Source organism: Neoakkermansia glycaniphila, from assembly GCF_001683795.1.
Taxonomy (GTDB): Bacteria; Verrucomicrobiota; Verrucomicrobiia; order Verrucomicrobiales; family Akkermansiaceae; genus Akkermansia; species Akkermansia glycaniphila.
Window position 1 is genome coordinate 75,696 of the sequence record NZ_LIGX01000032.1, and the last position, 18,378, is coordinate 94,073.

Annotated in this window: 12 protein-coding genes; 3 read left to right on the forward strand and 9 right to left on the reverse strand. The window is 58.6% G+C overall.

Annotated features, from left to right (window positions below; translation table 11 throughout):
- Positions 1 to 28 precede the first annotated feature (28 nt).
- The 8 genes from cimA to AC781_RS09150 form a co-directional block, all read right to left on the reverse strand.
- A complete protein-coding gene (cimA, locus tag AC781_RS09115; RefSeq protein WP_067776922.1) occupies positions 29 to 1,639 on the reverse strand; it encodes a citramalate synthase in 1,611 nt (536 codons plus the stop codon).
- Positions 1,640 to 1,727: 88 nt separating this feature from the next.
- A complete protein-coding gene (locus AC781_RS09120) occupies positions 1,728 to 2,624 on the reverse strand; it encodes a hypothetical protein (RefSeq protein WP_067776926.1) in 897 nt (298 codons plus the stop codon).
- Positions 2,625 to 2,639: 15 nt separating this feature from the next.
- A complete protein-coding gene (locus tag AC781_RS09125) occupies positions 2,640 to 3,530 on the reverse strand; it encodes a hypothetical protein (RefSeq protein ID WP_067776929.1) in 891 nt (296 codons plus the stop codon).
- A 21-nt stretch (positions 3,531 to 3,551) separates the two neighbouring features.
- The gene (locus tag AC781_RS09130) at positions 3,552 to 4,919 is read right to left on the reverse strand and encodes a hypothetical protein (protein ID WP_067776932.1); all 1,368 of its coding nucleotides are present in this window, start codon (positions 4,917 to 4,919) and stop codon (positions 3,552 to 3,554) included.
- 228 nt (positions 4,920 to 5,147) lie between these two features.
- Positions 5,148 to 6,278, reverse strand: a complete 1,131-nt coding sequence (locus AC781_RS09135) for a diflavin oxidoreductase (RefSeq protein WP_067776935.1) — start codon at positions 6,276 to 6,278, stop codon at positions 5,148 to 5,150.
- 50 nt (positions 6,279 to 6,328) lie between these two features.
- Positions 6,329 to 7,342: a beta-ketoacyl-ACP synthase III gene (locus AC781_RS09140; protein ID WP_067776938.1), complete on the reverse strand. Its 1,014-nt coding sequence runs from the start codon at positions 7,340 to 7,342 to the stop codon at positions 6,329 to 6,331.
- A 278-nt stretch (positions 7,343 to 7,620) separates the two neighbouring features.
- On the reverse strand, positions 7,621 to 10,392 hold the full coding sequence (locus AC781_RS09145) for a hypothetical protein (protein ID WP_067776940.1): 2,772 nt from the start codon (positions 10,390 to 10,392) through the stop codon (positions 7,621 to 7,623).
- 78 nt (positions 10,393 to 10,470) lie between these two features.
- A complete protein-coding gene (locus AC781_RS09150; RefSeq protein WP_067776944.1) occupies positions 10,471 to 11,853 on the reverse strand; it encodes an NADase-type glycan-binding domain-containing protein in 1,383 nt (460 codons plus the stop codon).
- Between the two features lie 112 nt (positions 11,854 to 11,965).
- Here AC781_RS09150 and AC781_RS09155 point away from each other — a divergent pair, with 112 nt between their 5' ends.
- The 3 genes from AC781_RS09155 to AC781_RS09165 all read left to right on the forward strand — a co-directional run bounded on the left by AC781_RS09155 (position 11,966) and on the right by AC781_RS09165 (position 17,312).
- Positions 11,966 to 13,336: an MBL fold metallo-hydrolase gene (locus tag AC781_RS09155; RefSeq protein ID WP_083076886.1), complete on the forward strand. Its 1,371-nt coding sequence runs from the start codon at positions 11,966 to 11,968 to the stop codon at positions 13,334 to 13,336.
- A gap of 65 nt (positions 13,337 to 13,401) precedes the next feature.
- Entirely contained in the window at positions 13,402 to 14,928 is a 1,527-nt protein-coding gene (locus AC781_RS09160; protein ID WP_067776947.1) for a hypothetical protein, read from the forward strand.
- Between the two features lie 158 nt (positions 14,929 to 15,086).
- Positions 15,087 to 17,312: an inorganic phosphate transporter gene (locus AC781_RS09165; RefSeq protein ID WP_067776950.1), complete on the forward strand. Its 2,226-nt coding sequence runs from the start codon at positions 15,087 to 15,089 to the stop codon at positions 17,310 to 17,312.
- Positions 17,313 to 17,397: 85 nt separating this feature from the next.
- Here AC781_RS09165 and AC781_RS09170 read toward each other — a convergent pair whose 3' ends face one another.
- On the reverse strand, positions 17,398 to 18,276 hold the full coding sequence (locus tag AC781_RS09170) for a tetratricopeptide repeat protein (protein WP_067776953.1): 879 nt from the start codon (positions 18,274 to 18,276) through the stop codon (positions 17,398 to 17,400).
- Between the last annotated feature and the right edge of the window lie 102 nt (positions 18,277 to 18,378).

Here is an 18,378-nt window from a genome sequence, read left to right on the forward strand (position 1 = left end):
CGGAAGAATCACAAGTGTGTAACAATGTTTACAGTCCCCGGTGGCGGCGGTAGAGGTGGTAGATGAAGGATTCCGAGAGGGCCTGCCAGCTGGCGTCGATGATGTCATAGGAGACGCCGACGGTGGTCCAGTTGGAATGGGAGTCCGAGGATTCGATGAGGACGCGGACGTTCGAGGCGGTGCCTCCGTCTGCATCGGCTTCTCCCTTGACGGTGAGGACGCGCACCTTGTAGTCGGTGAGTTTCATGTCTTCGATTTCGGGGTAGAAGGGGAGGAGGGCTTTGCGGAGGGCCTTGTCGAGGGCATGGACGGGGCCTTGGCCTCCGGCGGCGGTGTGGGCCTGCTGTCCGCGTACATCGAGTTTGACGGTGGCTTCGACGATCATGTCCGGGTCGGCCACGGTTTTGCTGTTGACGACGAAGAGGCGGAGCAGTCTGAAGAATTCCGGCAGCGGGTTCTGCGGGAGGTGGCGCAGCATGAGGAGTTCGACGCTGGCTTCGGCGGCGGCGTAGTCGTAGCCCCGGGAAGCTTTACCTTTGATGGCTTCCGAGAGGCTGGCAAGGATGGGGTCGTCTTTGGAGAGGGTGTAGCCGAGGTTTTGGGCGAGGGAGAGGATGTTGCTTTTTCCACCCTGTTCGGTCATGAGGATGCGCTGGCTGTTGCCGACGGTTTCGGGTTCGATGTGTTCGTAGAGCGACGATTCCTTGTTGATGGCGCTGACGTGGACTCCGCCTTTGTGCGCGAAGGCGGAGTCTCCGACGAAGGGTTGGCGGTGGAAGGGTACCATGTTGGCGACGTCGGTGACGAAGGCGGCGGTCTGTTTCAGGCGGCCGAGGTGGCCTTCCGGCAGGCAGGTGCATTGCCCTCCGGTTTTGAGTAGGATGTTGGGGATGACGGAGCAGAGGTTGGCGTTGCCGCAGCGTTCGCCGACGCCGTTGATGGTGCCCTGTACCTGCCGCGCTCCGGCATGGATGGCGGCGAGGGTGTTGCTGACGGCGAGTTCGCAGTCGTTGTGCGCATGGATGCCGAGGATGGCGTGAGGGAGTCGGGCGCGGACGTCACGGATGATGGCCGTGATTTCTTCGGGCATGCTGCCGCCGTTCGTGTCGCAGAGGACGAGGGTGTCCGCGCCGCCTTCATGGGCGGCAGCGAGGGCTGCGAGGGCGTATTCGGCATCGCGTTTGTAGCCGTCGAAGAAGTGTTCGGCATCGAAGAATGCCTGATGGAGGTTCTGCTTGAGGTAGGCGATGGAGTCGCGAATGATTTCCAGATTGCGTTCGCGGGTGATGCCGAGGGCGATTTTGACGTGCTGGGGGCAGGTTTTGCCGAAGATGGTGCCGACGGTGGCGCCGCAGGTGGCGATGGCCTGGAGGGTTTTGTCGTTTTCCGGGGTGGAGGAGGCATGGTGCGTGCTGCCGAAGGCGGCAAGGCGCGCATATTCGAAGGGGTGTTTCCGGATTTGTTCGAAGAAGGCGGTGTCGATGGGGTTGGCTCCGGGCCAGCCGCCCTCGATGTAGTCGATGCCGAGGTTGTCCAGGCGGACGGCGATGCGCAGTTTGTCCGCCGTGCTGAGGTTGATGTCTTCACTTTGCGCACCGTCGCGCAGCGTCGTGTCGTACAGATGGATCTTTTCAGGCATGGCATGTGTACTATACTGCACGGTGCGAGGCGCGAAAAGCCGGGAGTGTGTCTGTGGGCGTTCGGCGTTTGCCATGCCTCGCCGAGGATTAATTGGTGCCGGGCGATTTTTCTGCTTTTTCTGGAGTCCCGGCTACCGGGGTGCCGATGCGGAAGTGGATGTCGAGGAGGGTGGGCCGGTCAGGGCGTGTTCCGGTGTGCCGTTCGATTGCGGCGTCGAGGGGGATGGTGACGATGTCTCCATCCGGGGCGGTTTTGTTGCGCCGAACGAATGGGCGTGTTGTCTGATAGACGGTTTCAAGGTAGGCATCCTGTAGTTTCTGACGGTTTTTTCCATGGTTTCCGTGCAGGATGACGGCGTCTTCCTCCGTCCACCCCATGCCGCCCCGGTAGGGGGAATCGGGCTGGGCGAGAAGGCGGATGTGGCGTTGTTCCGCTTCCGCCTTGATGAGCATTCTGGCAAAGGCGTAGGTGTCTTGATCCACTTTGTTCTGGTGCTGGCGTCGGATTCGGTCGCGTGCAGATGTCGGCAGGTAATGGGTGTCTTCAAAGGCAGGGCTTACAGGCGGGAGTTCCTTGGCCAATGTTTCGAAGAGGGCGTCGGAGTGATAAAAGTCCTTGGAGGAGATGCGGATCGGCGTTTTCCTGTTGGATTCGATTTCGTGTAATGCAAGATAGGTTCGGTTGATGAATTGCCGTTCGATTCTCGGGAGTTGCTCGTAGGGGTATTCCTTATGAAAGCGGTTCAGCCGCATGCCCAGGGCTTTCAGTGCCGGTACGGCTGTGTCCGCGCTGGCCGTGTCGTGAATGGTGGCGAGGAGGGCGAAGTATTCTTCGATCAGGTGGCGGTAGGCTTTGATTTCTTCGCGTACGTTTTGCGGAGCGGTTGCGGTTGGCGGTGCGGAGTGGAGCGTGTTTCCGGCGTCCGGTGCGGCGGACAGGACGCCGGATATGGCGAGGAATGGCAGGAGTGCTTTTGTGTTCACAGGTGGCGGAGACGGTCAGTTTTCTTCCGGCTTTTCGTTTTTGGCTGCCGGTGTGTCTATGCGGAAGTAGACGGGGATGAGCGCGGGTTGTTCCGGACGTTTGCCCGTGCGTTTTTCAATGTCGTCACTGATGTTGACAATGATGATGTTGTAGAATCCGTTGTCCGGTGTCGCCTGTACGAGTCCGTAGAAGGGTTTGGCTGCCGGGTAGACGGTTTCCAGATAGGCGTATTGGAGTTCCTGCTGTTTTTCTTCGTTCTGTTCGTGCAGGATGACGGCGTCTTCCTCAGTCAATCCCATGCCGCCCTGATAGGGGGAGTCCGGTTGGGCAAGCAGGTTGGCATGGCGTTGTTCGGCATCTTTTGCCATGTCGTCTTTGGCGAATATATAGGGGTTGTTGGGCTGGTCGGCCGTTTCCTGTGCCTTGTAGGCAAGTTGCATGGCGTAGTGTTCCGTTTTTTGGTTGCGGAACAGGGCGTTGAACGGGCATTCTTCGTCCGTGAGGGAGACGAGGAGGGAGTCGGATTGATAGAAGGCGTTGTCGATGATGCGGTTTGCCTGTTTTTTCTCGCTGTTGATGCGCCGGATTTCCTGACCGGTGTTTTGAATGAATTGCCGTTCGTTTTCGGAGAGTCGGTTATAGGGGTGGGCGGCTTGGAATGCGTTCAGCCGGTTGTTCAGAGTTTGCAGGGCCGGTACGGCTTTGTTGGCGCTTGCCGTGTCTTGTATGGTGTCGAGCAGGGAGAAGAAGTCCATCCATATTTGCCTGTAGGTTTTGATGTCGGCGCTTATGGATTGCGGGGCGGTTTGGGGTGTCGGCGCTGGTTCCGTTTTCTGCGTGTTTGCCATGGCGGGTGCAAGGATGCCGAGGCAGGCGAGGGTGGGGATGAGGGTGTGTGTTTTCATGGAATGTTGATGGTTGGAGACTTAGTGTGTGTGAGCGGTTGCTTTGCGGGTGTTTGAGTGGACGCGTTCGAGGGATTGTTTCGCTTCGCGGGCGACGGGTCTGTCGCGATCCATGCGCATTTTTTCCAGATGGCGCAGGATATACGGTTTTGCGGTGTGGTTGGCCAACGATTTGCAGAAGATGATTTTCCGGTCATGGATGGGTTTGATGTTTTCCATGCGTGCCTGTAGTCCGGCGTAGCGCGGATCGCTTTCAGAAAGCCGGGAGGGAGAGTCGGGGGAGAGCCATTTGTCGAGTTCCTCGTATGCGCTGGTGTCCGTGTCCAGATCTCCGTGGACGAGGTCGACGAGGCGGTCGAATTCTTCGTCGGTGCGGGTGGAGTCATGGTTGAGCAACGCAGCCAATGCAGTGTCGGCTTCCTTGGAGATCATCGGATGGGATGAGGTGCGCAGTTCCACGAGATACGGTACGACGGAGTCGTTGCTCCACATGGCGAGAGCCTGTTTGACGTTGGTCCAGACGCCGTATTGGTTGCGGGGATCCGTGGCGGCGGCCATGCGTTTTTTGATCATTTCGAGTCCTTTGGGCGATCCGGCCTGAGCAAGGGCAAGCAGGAGCTGGCCTGCCATTTTTTTCTCGTTGACGTCGGAGACGAGCTTGTCGCCAAGAGCTGCGGCGGCTTCGGGGTTTTCCCTGTAGGTGCTTTCGATAATGGTGTAGAGGTTGTTGGCCAGCGCTCCTGTGAGTTTGCCGGATGTTTTTTCATCGTTGATGCGTTTGACCATGGCGTCGAAATCTCCCGCATCGACGAGTCCGGCGATGTTTTTGTAGATTGGGAAGATGTACATGTCCTGATTGCCGGAAGCCTTGGTGTTGATTTTGTCGGCTAGATTGAGCAACAGTTGCTTGGCATTGGGCATGTGCGTGGCCGCGATGTTCTGGGTGAGCCAGTCGAAGCGTTCTTTGTCGTAGGCTTCAGGTTTTTTGACGATTTCGTCGATGACGAGCTGGCGGATGGTTTCGTCCTTCGCCATCATGACGGCGAGGTAGATGATGGCCTGCCGGGAGTCGCCCATGTCGCGCTCCGGGTCTTTGATGAGGCGGAGGAGCCGTTGAGCCGCCGGTCGGTCGATGGTTCCCAGATCGACGTTTTTCCGGTGCAGGGTTTCGAGCCGGAGGTCGCCTTTGGGTGGTTCGTAGAGGGATTGGGTGATTGTTGCGGCGATGTCAAGCAATTCTCTGTCTTGTTTGTTTTCCCGGGGGGGCGGGTTGAATATGGCGTGCAGGATGCCGACCGGACGAGTTTTTGCCGGTTGTTCGTCGGAAGATACAAGGGTATGCCGGCTCAAAATGGCACAAAGGGGGATGACAAGGATAGGGAGCATCATGGCAGTCTAGGGGATCGGTGTTCGTTTTGTCAAGCCTGGTTTGCGGTGTGGTGGATATTGTGCGGAAGGCGGAGCAGGTTACATGTTGTTCCGGGGTTCTTCGCGGGAAAAGGGACGGTCATGCAGGGAGCGCGTGACTCTTCCTTGCTTGATAGCGATGTGGGATTGCATGCAAAACGCACGTTCCCGATCCGGAAACGTGCGTTGCAAAGGGGATGCGAGGCCGTTTTAGTATACGTCGCGCTGGTAGCGTTTGTCGGTTTTCATGGCTGCCAGATAGGCGGCGGCTTCGTCGGCGGTTTTGTGGCCGTAGCGGGAGATGATGTCGAGCAGGGCCTGTTCGACATCCTTGGCCATGCGGGAGGCATCGCCGCAGACGTAGAAGCATGCGCCTTTTTCGAGCCATGCCCAGAGTTCTGCGCCTTCGCGTTCCATGAGGTGCTGGACGTAGACTTTTTCAGCCTGGTCGCGGGACCATGCGACGGAGAGTTTGAGTTTGCCTTCGGAGACGAGTGTGTCGAGTTCGTCGGTGTAGCAGCCGTCCGTGGCTTGATGCGGGTTGCCGAAGAAGAGCCAGTTCGGGCCTGTGGCTCCGGTGGCGATGCGTTCTTCCCAGAAGGCGCGGAAGGGGGCGATGCCTGTGCCCGGGCCGACCATGATGATGGGGAGGGCGGAGTTTTCCGGGAGGCGGAAGTTTTTGTTGCTGTGGATGAAGACTCTGGCCGTGCTGCCCTGGGGCATGCGGTCCGCCATGAAGGTGGAGCAGACGCCGCCGCGCTGGCGGTCAAAGGCGGTGTAGCGGACGGCTCCGACGCACAGGTGTACCTGCCCGGGGTGGGCCGTGGGGCTGGAGGCGATGGAGTAGAGGCGGGGCATGAGTTTTTTGAGGATGCCGACGAAGGCTTCTTCACTGCCGAAGTTCGGCTTGTGGTTCATGCCGGCGAGGTCGAGGAGGTCGCGGCCCCAGCAGAAGTTGTTGAGTTTTTCCTTGTCTTCGATGATTTCGGCAAGGTAGGGGCAGTTGGCAAAGGTGTTCCATTTGGTGAGGATGCCTTTGTTGACGGTGGTGATGTCGTAGTTCGAGATGAGGGCTTCGCGCAGCGGTTTGGAGTCTCCTTCCGGGGTGGGTACGGCGGCATCGGGATTCAGGCCGAGGGCGGCGATGAGTGCATCGGCAAGTGCCGGGTCGTTGCAGGGGATGACGCCGAGGGCATCGCCCGTGACGTATTCGAGCCCGGAGCCTTCGAGGCTGAATTCGGCATGGATGGTTTCTTTGGCGCTGCCGGGTGCGGTGAGGGGCCTGACTCCCAGTACGGGGGCCGGGAAGGGGTTTTTCTTACCGTATGGTTCTGCTGTCATGTCGAACGTGGATGATGTGATGATGGGTCTGGGCGCGGGGAGGAATGGGTTTACCAGCGGATGGCGGCGGAGCTCCATGTGAGGCCGGCGCCGAAGGCGACGAGGAGGACGATGTCTCCCTTGCCGAAGCGGCCTTCGCGGCGCGCTTCGTCGAAGGCGATGGCGACGGCTGCGGCGGATGTGTTGCCGTATTTCTGCAGGTTGACGAAGACGCGGTCTGCCGGGATGGTGAGGCGTTGCGCGACGGCGTTGATGATGCGGAGGTTGGCCTGGTGCGGTACGACGAGTTTGATTTCTTCCGGCTGGATGCCGGCCCGTTCGATGAGCGAGGTGGCCGATTCCTTCATGTGGGAGACGGCGTGGCGGAATGTTTCGTTGCCTCGCATGGCGAGGGTGGCCAGGCGTTCGTGGACGTTTTCCGTGGTGGTGGGGCAGGCGGAGCCGCCGCCGGGGATGCGGAGGAGGTCGTGCAGGGAGCCGTCGCTGCCGATGTCGGAGGCGAGGACTGCGCCGTCTCCGGGCTGGTCGCCCGTGCGGAGGACGGCTGCGCCGGAGCCGTCGCCGAAGAGGACGCATGTAGAGCGGTCTTCCCAGTTGACGACGGTGGAGAGTTTTTCAGCCGCGATGATGAGGGCTGTTCTGGCTTGTCCGCAGCCGATGTACTGGACGGCTGTTTTGAGGGCGAAGAGGAAGCCGGAGCATGCAGCGGAGATGTCGAAGGCGACGGCGTTTTTGGCTCCGATGTTGTTCTGGACGTAGCAGGCGGTGGAGGGGGTGAAGGTGTCCGGCGTGATGGTGGCGACGATGATGAGATCCACTTCTTCGGGGGATACTCCGGCAGATTCAAGCGCACGCTCGGCGGCTCTTGTTGCCATGTGCGAGGTATGTTCGTTCTCGGCGGCGATGCGGCGTTCGAGGATGCCGGTGCGTTCCACGATCCATTCGTTGGAGGTTTCCACCATTTTTTCCAGGTCGGCGTTGGTGAGGCGGCGTTCAGGCACGTAGGAACCGGTGCCGATGACTGCAACGGGGAGTCTCTTGAAAGGCTGTGTGAGGTCGGACATAGTCAGCAATCAGATGTGGTCTTGACGCGGCCGTGGCCCGTTCGGGCCGTCGTGGCTGTCAAGGTGAGGGGATTCTACTCTATCGGGTGGGTTTTGGCGAGCATAAAATAAGTCTCGGCACGGAGGGCTTGGGCAGGTGTGAGGATGTTTGAAGGAGAGCGTGCTGCGGGTTCTTTTTTTGATAGCCGTTCGGGAGGTTCTTGGCGTAACCGCCGATATGCAAAGACACCGTTCCGGATGTCCGGAACGGTGTCTCAAGCGTGGCGGATAGCCGATAATCAATCTTTTTTGGCAGCTGCAGCAGCTTTTGCCGCTTCAGCCTTTTTGGTGTTTTCCTGTACGCGGGTCATGGCGGATTTGGCCTCGACGGCGACGAGGCGGTCGGAGTCTTTGCTCATTTTTTCCAGATAGCGCATGATGTGCGGTTTCGCTGTGTGTTTGGCCAACGATGTACAGAAGATGATTTTCTGGTTATGGATGGGTTTGATTTTTTCCATGCGTGCCTGCAGTCCGGCGTAGCTCGGGTCGCTGGATTTGACTTCCATGGCGGAACCGGGCGAGAGTTTGTTGTTGAGTTCGTCGTATTCGCTGGTGTCCGTGTTCAGGTCTCCGTAGACGAGGGCGACGAGGCGGTCGAATTCTTCGTCGGTGCGGGAGGAGTCATGGTTGATCAGAGCGGCCAGGGCGGTGTCGGCTTCCTTGGCGATCATCGGGTTTTCCGCTGTGCGAAGTTCCACGAGGTACGGTACGACGGAGTCGTTGCTCCACATGGAGAGCGCCTGTTTGACGTTGGTCCAGACGCCGTATGCCATGCGCGGGTCAGGAGCGTTGGCCATGCGGTTTTTGATCATTTCGAAGCCTTTGGGAGATCCGGCCTGAGCAAGGGCAAGCAGGAGCTGGCCTGCCATTTTTTTCTCGTTGATGTCGGAGACGAGCTTGTCACCAAGAGCTGCGGCGGCTTCGGGGTTTTCCCTGTAGGTGCTTTCGATGATGGTGTAGAGGTTGTTTGCCAGTGCTCCTGCGAGTTTGCCGGATGTTTTTTCATCGTTGACGAGTTTGACCATGGCGTCGAAATCTCCTGCATCGACGAGTCCAGCGATGTTTTTGTAGATTTCTCCTATGTACATGTCTTTATTGTCGGGTGCCTTGGTGTTGATTTTTTCGGCGAGGTCAAGCAGCAGTTGCTTGGCATTGGGCATGCGCGTGGCGGCGATGTTCTGGGTGAGCCAGTCGAAGCGGTCCTTGTCGTAGGCTTCTGGCTTTTTGACGATGTCGTCGATGACGAGCTGGCAGAGGGATGCATCCTGCGCCATCATGACGGCGAGGTAGATGATGGCCTGACGTGCAACGCCGATGTCGCGGTCCTTGTTTTTGATGACGCGGAGGAGGCGCTGGCACGAGTCTTTGTTGATGCTGCCAAGGCCCACGTTTTTCTGCTGCAAGGCTTCGAGCGAGAGGTCGCCTTTCGGTTCCTTGATGAGGGATTTGTTGATGCCTTCGGCAACTTTGAGCAGTGCCTGAATTTTCTTGTCTTCCTCTTGCTGGGCTTTGTCATCCTGCATTTTGAAGTAGAGGGCGATGCCGACGCCGATGAAGAGTGCAGCAAAGCCGCCCAGCATGAAGAGGACGCTTTTCTTTTTGTGCCATGGCGTTTGGGCTGCGGCGGATTGAAGCGCCTGGTAGTAGGCGTCCTGCCGGGCCTGTTCGGCGGCTTCTGTGGCAGCGGCGTCCGGATTTTCCGGGTCTTCAGCCGTTTGCGTACCGGGAGCGGCGGCCGCAGAGGCAGAGGATTGCAGGGCGAGGCCCGGGCGTGCCAGTTTCGGCGTAGCCAGCGAGGGCGCAGCGGCGGGGCTTGCATTCAAGGAGAGTTTGGGTGCGGCCTGAGCTGCGGGTTCGGACGGAGCCGTTTCCGGTGCGGCGGCGGCGTGGGGCGCAAGCATGGGTGCCGGAGCCGAGGCGAACGGCGATGCAGCCGGAGTGTGGGGCTGCGCCGCCAGAGAGGGGCGTGCCAGAGCTGGAGCCGGAGCTCCGGCAAAGGGTGAAGCGGGCGTGGCGGGTGCCGCCGGCTGGGCAGCAGGGTCGTGATGGGGTGCAGCTGTGCCTTTCAAGGCCGAGAGGGAGAGTTTCGGTGCACCCAGTTTGACCGGGGCTGCGGCTGGCGCCGGAGCTGGCGGAGCTGCGGGCAGGGGGGTGCCTCCCGCCAGAGGGGCGGGAGCAAAGGCCGGAGCCGCATAAGGGTGTGCTGCAGGGGCAGCGAGGCCGGCCTGCTGGGCGACCATGGCCATGGCCTGCGCTTGTGCGGCAAGTGCTTCCTGCATGGCGCGGATCTGGTCGAGCGTGGCCTGGAGATTGGCTGCAAGCGGTGCGCCGGCGGCATCGGCTACGGGCATGGGAGCCGGAGTGGGGGCGGCTGCCTGAGGTTGAGCTGCCGCTGCGGCCTGTTGTGCAGCCGTATGGGCTGCTGCCTGTTCTGCCGCGAGGCGTGCTGCCTCCGCCTGTTGGGCCGCAGCCTGTTCTGCTGCGAGGCGTGCCTCTTCCGCCTGCTGGCGTTCGTAGGCGGCAAGCTGTTCTTCGTATTCGCGCATTTGGCGTTCGTATTCTTCCTGAGCAAGGCGGGCTTCTTCTTCGGCCCTTGCCTGTTCTTCAGCCAGCCTGCGAGCTTCTTCCGCGGCTTCCGCTTCAGCCCGGGCGGCGGCTTCTGCCGCGAGCCTGGCTTCTTCTTCGGCCCTGCGGGCTTCCTCTTCGGCGGCGCGCGCCGCTTCTTCTTCGGCACGGGCGGCGGCTTCGGCGGCCTCTTTTTCCAGTTGTTCCTTCAGGATGGGGGTGACGAAGCGGGGTTTCTGGATTTCGACTTCGTCGGCCTGCGAGAAGAGTTTCGGGCGTTCTCCGATTTCGCCTCCTCCGGCGACGAGTACTCTGCGGGCGATCGGCCTGGCTTCGGCTTTTTTGGCTGCTGCACGTGCCGCCAGTTCGTTGGGATCTACTTTCTTGATCGGTGCGCCGGCGGGTATGGTCGTCTTTTTGTCTTCAGGAGAGGTGTCGTCTGTCATAGATCAGGAAGAAATTGTTTAATCGGGAATCTACTTTATTTGCTGCAGGAATGCAATCATGGAATGCGGGCCTGCCAATTATTTTGATGCGGGGTCGATCAGCTGGATGGATTGGATGTAGCAGCTGCTGTCCGTGGTGCCGGGGTAGGCTTCCTGCAGTGTGAGCTTGATGGAGTTGACGGGTTTGCCTTTGTCCAGAAGGGTGATGGTTTGCGGGTTCCAGTCGTCGCTGAGGGTGACGGTGTAGGTGTCTTCGCCGTTGTTGATGTCTACAAGGATGCTGCGCGGGCGCGTGTACATGGAGTAGGTGGTGGCCGGGTGGGTGCGGGCCGTGGGGTCGACGGTGCTCTGGACGGATGGCGTGACGCCCGTTTGGATGAGGATGCCCTGTGTGCGCCTGGGGTTTTTCGGTTTGATGAGGAGGTATTCCCCTTCGCCGTCTCCGGGTGTGTTTTCCGCCCAGAGGCCGCTGCCGGGCGTTTTGAGGTTTTCCGCGGAGCATTCGTTGCCCATGATGTCTTTGGGGAGTGTGGAGCTGGCCGTGATGTCGTAGTCGGTGCTGAGGCGGTATTTCGCTCCGTTTTTCCACGTGCAGGTGTCTCCGGTGACGATGCAGGGCTGGCCGACGGAGATGTCGAAGGTGTTTTGCCGGTCGGCGGGCAGGGGGTGTTTGACGAAGTCCCATGTGGCGGTGCCGTTTTCGGCGCGTTCGAGGTTGTCGAGTTTGATGTCGACGTCCTGCGGGTAGATTTCGGAATGGATGAAGGTGGCGGATCCGCTGCGGAGGGGTTCGCCAGCCCAAGCCGAGAGGTAGGGGAGGCGGAAGCTGAGGCCGGGGGCGGGGATTTCGACTGCGCCGGTTGCTGGTTCCTTGATGCGGCTGCCGCTGCTGTAGGGCAGGGTGAAGGTGAAGTTGACGACTTGCAGGCCGGGTTCCGTTTTCATGCTGGCCTGGATCCAGTGCCGTGTGTCGTCAAAGTCGCGGAAGGCAGGTGTGCCGTGCTGGGGGTGTTTGCCTTCGGCGAGGACGAATTTCTGTTTGAGGTCGTTTTTGGAGACGGAGATGCCGGTGACGGCCTGCGCAAAGGGAAGTTTGCGTTCGTTGGCGGCGGGGTTGTACCAGATGGGTACGGCGATGTCGATGGGGTGGGCTTTGCCTTTGGTGCGGATGTCTTCGAGCGTGCAGGCGATGGAGTACCTTGCTTCGTGCTGCAGGAAGGCGATCTGGACGCGGACGTCGCGGAGTTTGACGGTTTCGGCCTGCCGGATGTCGAAGAGGATGGGCAAGCCTGCCGAAGGGGCCTGTATGGCGGTCTGTTCCTGAGGGGGCGCGGGAGCCGGAGCGGGAGCGGCCGGGGTCGCCGGCGGTTGCGCTGCCGGGGCAGGGGGCTGGTCGGCATGAAGCGCCGGAAGCCATGCTCCTGCTGCCAGGGCGACGAGAACAGAGTGGGTGTTTTTCATTTCTTGCGCGATTTTGCCATATGAAACGGGGGGTGTGCAAGCCGGAATTCGGTATGCAGTCATAGTCGCGGGTTGACAGAACGGTGCAACTCGTCCAGTCTCTTCCGAGCAAATGATAAAGTTTACGAATTTGACAGGTGCCGAGGAGATAGGTTCCAATAGCTACCTGCTGGAGATTGACGGTACGAGGGTGGTTCTGGATGCCGGTATGCATCCGAAACGCGAAGGCCATGCAGCCAAGCCACAGTATTCCCTGATCGGAGAAAAGGCTCCAGATGCGATTTTTGTGACGCATTCCCATCTGGACCATATCGGTACCTTACCCGTGCTGCAGGAGCTTTACCCCTCCTCTCCCGTGTATATGACGAACGGTACGGCCGTGCTGGCGGAAGCGATGCTGCATAATTCCGTGAATGTGATGACGTCGAAGCGTACCAGCGAGGGGATCGTGGAGTATCCTTTCTTTACGCACGGCGATCTGGATCGCATTGTGGACGGGTGGACGGAGCGCTCCTATAATGAAGCTTTCCGGATCGGCAAGCATGGCGAGGTGATGTCCGTGCTGTACGATGCGGGGCATATTCTCGGTTCGTGCGGGGTGTATCTGGAGTCCCCTTCCGGCCATAGCGTTCTTTATACGGGCGATATTCAGCTTGAAGACCAGAGTATGATTCCGGGTGCGGATCTTCCCGCGGACGGGGTGGATACGCTGATTATCGAGTGTACGCGCGGGAGCGCCGAGCGAGCCGTGCATTATACGCGCGAGAAGGAGCTGGAGCGTCTGGCCAGTGCCATTTCGGAGACTCTGGCGGCCAACGGCGCTGTGCTGATTCCCGTGTTTGCTCTGGGCAAGAGTCAGGAGTTGTTGTACAATATCCAGAAGTTCAAGGAGGAGGGAAAGATTCCCGATGTTCCCGTGTATTTCGGAGGGCTGGGTTCCAAGGTGACGGGTATTTACGATAAGCTGTCGGATGTGACTCCGCGCATGAATCCGGGCTACCGGCTGAAGGAGGTGGTGGAGACGCTGCCTCTTCCCCGGCAGGGTAAAGCTCCTCTGCGTGTCTCGCCGGGGAATATCTATCTGGTTTCCAGCGGGATGATGAATGAGAAGACGCCGTCCAATTCTCTGGCTGAGCAGGTGTTGCCGAAGTCGAACAATGCCATTCTGTTCGTTGGGTATTGCGATCCTGATTCTCCGGCCGGCGCTTTGAAGGCGACGCCTCCCGGGGAGCTGGTGAAGCTGCGCGAGAAGGGCGGACAGGCGGTGCCTCGCAATTGCCGCGTGGAGAGCTTCGATTTTTCGGGGCATGCTCCGCGCGAAGCCCTTGTGGAATATATTCACCTGCTGCATCCGAAGAGGGTGGTGCTGGTGCACGGAGATCCTGAAGCGATCGAGTGGATGCGGGATGAAGTGCAGCGCATTCTTCCCGGAATGGAGATCGTGATCCCTGAACCGGGAGCGACATATGATCTGATGGACTGAAAAATGCAGGCATGCGCTGATTCCGGGTTGATTTCTGACAAGTTTTATGTCACCTTTTTATCGTCATGAAAAAGGTATGTTCCCAATGCCGGAAGGAGTTTGAAGCCGAGGATGATTCCTCGGTCGATACTTGCCCGGATTGTTTGAGAAAAGTTTTCCGGAAGGCCGAGTCCGCCCATTCCTCCGGTTTCGAGGAGTTGAAGCGGGAGCAGGAGATTCGCCGCCGGAAGCAGCTTTCCCGCGCGGGGCAGTTTTCTCGCGTGTCGCTTGATGGGAGCGAGGTGCAGCCTGCACAGTATATGCTTTTGATTCTTGGCGTAGTGCTTGTGGCCGGTATGGCCGGGTTGTTCATGATTTCGGAGTCGTCCCAGTTCGGTATCCTGACGAATATGTCGGAGACGAACCAGAGGATTCTGGTCTGTTTTCTCGGTGCGATTGCGGCGGGGCTGATCTGGTTGAGCAGCCGCCATCACAGATGGATCATGTTTTTTGCCGGACTTGCGGCTTTGGCTTTTTCATGGTTTATTCCCGATATCTGGCCTCCGGTGCAACATGCCAATGTGGCCGGGGCCGCCGAGGTGTATGCCGATGCGCAGGCTTCACCCGCTTCGGAAAAGGGTACATCGAGATTTTTGGACGACCGGATGCTGGAGGGGTTTTATGAGCGGAAGAAGAAGATGCCGAATGTGAAGCATACGGCCGTGTACGTGCATAAGGTCAGCCACATGGTGCGCGAACAGCTGCGCCCATTCTTGCAGCGCATGACGGGCAGCGATTCCGTATCGGCAGAAAGTTGCGCGGGGGGCGTGCTGTATACGATCGACGGTTCGCGGCTCAATGACGGAGCGCTGAAGGCTCTTCTGTCGCGCCTCGGTTCCCTGCGGTTTGCGGAGAACGATGTATATGAGGTCGCGTTCGATCCCGAATTGTCGCATTACCAGAACGAGTATGCCAGCAATATCGTGCAGGACAAGTTCAATTCTTCGTTCGCCCATGCCAATATCAATGAGCTTCGCTGTTTCGATCCGAGCCGGATTGCGGATGCCGCGAATCGGCTGATGCTGGCGAATACGGCTTCGTACCGTTCGGATATCCGGGCGGCTCTGGTGGCTCTGCTGAATGAGCCGTGGGAGATCGATAGTCCCGTGCTGGCTTCCGCAGGCAAGGCGCTGGCGGTTTATGGCGGTGATTCGATGATGCCGGCTCTGGAGCGCAAGACGGCGAAGGATACGGTGCAAAGCCTGTTCCTGCGGTATTTGGCTGCCGGAAAGCAGGTGCCTGATGAGATGGTGACGTTTCTGGTCGAGACGGCTCCCGATGAGATGGTGGATGTGGTCGTGAAGCAGTGGCTTGCGAATCCTCGAGATTGGGACGCCGCCGTGCAGAAGCTCGGCAGCCATGCGGAAGACCGTTTGCTGGAAGTGTTGCGCAAGGATGGAGATAACATCCAGCTTGTGAACGATACGGTGCGCATGCTGGGCAATGTTGGGACGATGAAGTCCACTGATGCCTTGGAGGAAGTGGCCCGCAGGCACGACGGGACGATCCGCAATATGGCGGAAAATGCGATCGGCAAGATCCGGGCCAGATAGGCGGACTTGCGGTTTCGAGCGCTCCGCCGTTCCGTGCGAACGGCGGAAAATCGGTTTTCCGGCAAAAAAAAGGTATCGCCAAAACGGCGCGGCTGTGGTAGAAGGATGCCGGCGCGGCGGGCCTTGCCTTGAGGTCGCGGCGTGATGTTCTACTGTTTATGGATACTATTTATTGGATTATTCTGCTCGCTATTCTGTGCCTCTCGATTTTTGACCTGATCAATGGCGTATCAAATGACGCGGTCAATTTCCTGACTTCGGCCATCGGTTCCAAGGCCGCTCCCGTACGGGTGATCCTGACGGTTGCTTCGATCGGGGTTCTGGTGGGCGCCATTTTTTCGGGAGGCATGATGGAGGTGGCCCGCAACGGGATTTTCCATCCCCAGTATTTTACGTTCCATGAGGTGATGCTCCTGTTTCTGGGGGTGATGCTGTGCGAGGTGATTCTGCTGGATACTTTCAATACGTTCGGCCTGCCGACTTCGACGACGGTGTCTCTCGTCTTCGGTATTCTGGGTTCGGCGACGGCGACGGCTTTTTACAAGAATCCGCAGGAGATTTCGACTTTCCTGAATACGGATCAGGCGCTGGGTATCGTTTCGGGGATTCTTCTTTCGGTGGTGATCGCGTTTTCGGTCGGTACGATCGTGATGTGGTTCTCCCGCCTGATGTTTTCGTTCCGCTACCAGAGGCCGTTCAAGATGTACGGTGCGGTCTGGTGCGGTCTGGCGATGACGGCGATTTGCTACTTCGCCATGTTCAAAGGGCTTCAGTCGATCAAGAATTTCGACGGGGAGTATGTGATCGACCCTATGCTGATGAAGTGGATCGATACGAATCTCGGCGTGTCGCTGCTTGTTGCATTTGCTTTCTGGACGGTGCTGATGGGGCTGATTCAGCATTTGTTCATGGCGAATGTGCTCAAGATTACCGTGCTGGCCGGTACGTTTTCGCTGGCTCTGGCTTTCGCCGGAAACGATCTCGTGAACTTTATCGGCGTGTTCATGGGTGCTCACGATGCCTTCTGGTTCGTGCATGACGGGTGGGACCCTGCTTCCATGGCTTGCCTCGGCAAGGGGCATCCGTGCGATCCGAACCGCATGTATCTGATGATTGCCGGTTTCGTGATGGTCGGCGCCCTGTGGTTCTCACGCAAGGCCAAGACGGTGATCGCGACGGGGGTTGAGCTCTCCCGGCAGGGAGACGGCGGTATTGAACGTTTCGGGTCGATTCCCCCCGCACGTGCCGTGGTGCGCGGCGCTCTGGCCATGGGCGATGTGTGCAAGAAGTTTTTCCCCGCCCGTATGCTGGTTCGGATGAATCGCCGCTGGGATCCGGTGCCCGTTGCTTCCAATCCGAAGGACAGGCCTTCGTTCGACCTGATTCGCGCAAGCGTGAATCTGACTGTGGCTTCTCTGCTGATTTCCTGTGCGACGTCGATGCAGTTGCCTTTGTCCACCACATATGTGACCTTTATGGTGGCGATGGGCAGTTCCCTGGCTGACAAGGCATGGGGGCGCGAGAGCGCGGTGTACCGCGTGACGGGGGTGTTGACGGTGATTTCCGGCTGGTTCATGACCGGGTTTGCTGCGTTCCTTCTGGCTGCTGTGATGGCGACAGTGCTTCATTACGGGCAGGAGTGGGCGATTTTCCCGCTGCTGGCACTCGTGGCCTTCATTCTGGTGCGTTCTTCGATTTACCATAGCCGCCGCGAGGCCAAGATTTCTCGCAAAACAGCGGTGGAACAGGTGACTGAGGAGAATATCGTGTCCGTTTGTTCCAAGCAGGTGTCGGACAGTGTCGCCGAGTTTGCCGAGATTTTCGATAAGGCGTTTCCGTCCTTTGCCGGAGGCGACCGCCGCGAGTTGAAGGATTTGTCCCTCCGTGCCGATAGTCTTTCCGCCCGCAATACGGAACAGCACAAGTACGATGTCTTGCCGATTCTGTACAAGATGCAGAGCCAGTCCCTTGATTCCGGCTATCATTATGTGCAGGCTCTGGATCATTTGAATGAAGCGACGACGAGTCTTAGTCAGTATACGCTTTCAATGTTCAATTATGTGGACAATAACCACACTCCTTTCTCCGTGGAGCAGAACGACGATATGAAGGAGGTGTACGGCAAGATGAAGCGTTATATCGACGAGATCAGCTGCATGCTTTCTTCCGGCAATTATGCCAATTACGATTATACGATCGTCGAGCAGGAAGAGCTGTTGCAGGTGCTGGCCAGGGCGACGAAGCGCCAGATCAAGCGGGCGCAGCGCAATCAGTCCCGTACGCGCTCGTCGATTCTGTATCTCGGCCTGCTGAACGAGATGCGTTTCATGGTGGTTCAGCTGCGCGCTCTCGTGAGTGACGAGAAGAATTTCCTGACGCTCTGAAAAAGCCGGAAGGAAACAGTTTTGCAAGCAAAAGCGCCGACTTTGAGGAGTCGGCGCTTTGATGTTGACTGTTGGTGCAAGGCTCTTATTCCGGCTGCTTGGCCTCCAGTTCCTGAGCCCGTTGTTCCCATGCGCGCGCCTTGTCTTCATCCACAGGGGTGCCGATGCCTTCCTTGTAGCACCGGATGAGCTGATGCACGGCCGGAAGGTAATCCTGCCCGGCGGCGAGCTGGATGTAGCTGAAGCCCTGTTTTTCGTCTTTGGCGGTTCCTGCGCCTTCCATGCACATGAGGCCGTAGATGAATTGACCTTGTTTGTTGCCGTATTCCGCCGCCTGCCTGTACCATTTGGTGGCTTCCTGTTTTTGCGGCTGGATGGGGCCGAGGCCGTTGGCATAGATTTTGCCGAGAGCAAGGGAAGCGTCCGCTACCGTGCCGTTGGCTGCCTGTTTGAGCCAGTAGATGCCCTGTTCGAATGTTTCCTTGCCTTGGATGTAGAAGAGGCCGAGCTGGTACTGTGCTTCGGCGATGCCTCCCTGAGCGGCGATGGACCATTGGCGGAGGGCTTCGTCCATGTCGCGTTTGACTCCGTCGCCCTCGGCGTACATGCGGCCGAGGTAGTATCGCGCCTCGATCCATCCCTGAGCGGCGGCTTTTTCAAACCATTCTTTTGCCTTTTCAGCCTGTCTGGGGAGTTCGTTCCTGCCGAAATAGTAGAGGCCTGAGAGTGCGATTTGTGCGTCCTTATGGCCTTTTTCTGCAGCCTTGCGCGTCCATTCGATCATGGGAGCCATGGCTTCTTCGGCTCCTTGTTTTACTTTTTCGGCCTCGATTTTGGCTTTGTTGAATTCTTCCTGTCCTTTGGCGAGGAGCGTTTGTTCTTCTTTGCCGGATGTTTTGTCTGCGTCGCCGCACGAGGCGAAGATGAGCGGCAGCAGGCAGATAGCGGGTATGGATTTCATCATGGGTACGACTATAGGCGGTTAGGGGAAGCATGCTCAAGTGCATATTCGGACATGCGTGTACGAATTGGGCCTTGCACGGTGCCGGAGTGATCGTGTAGAATC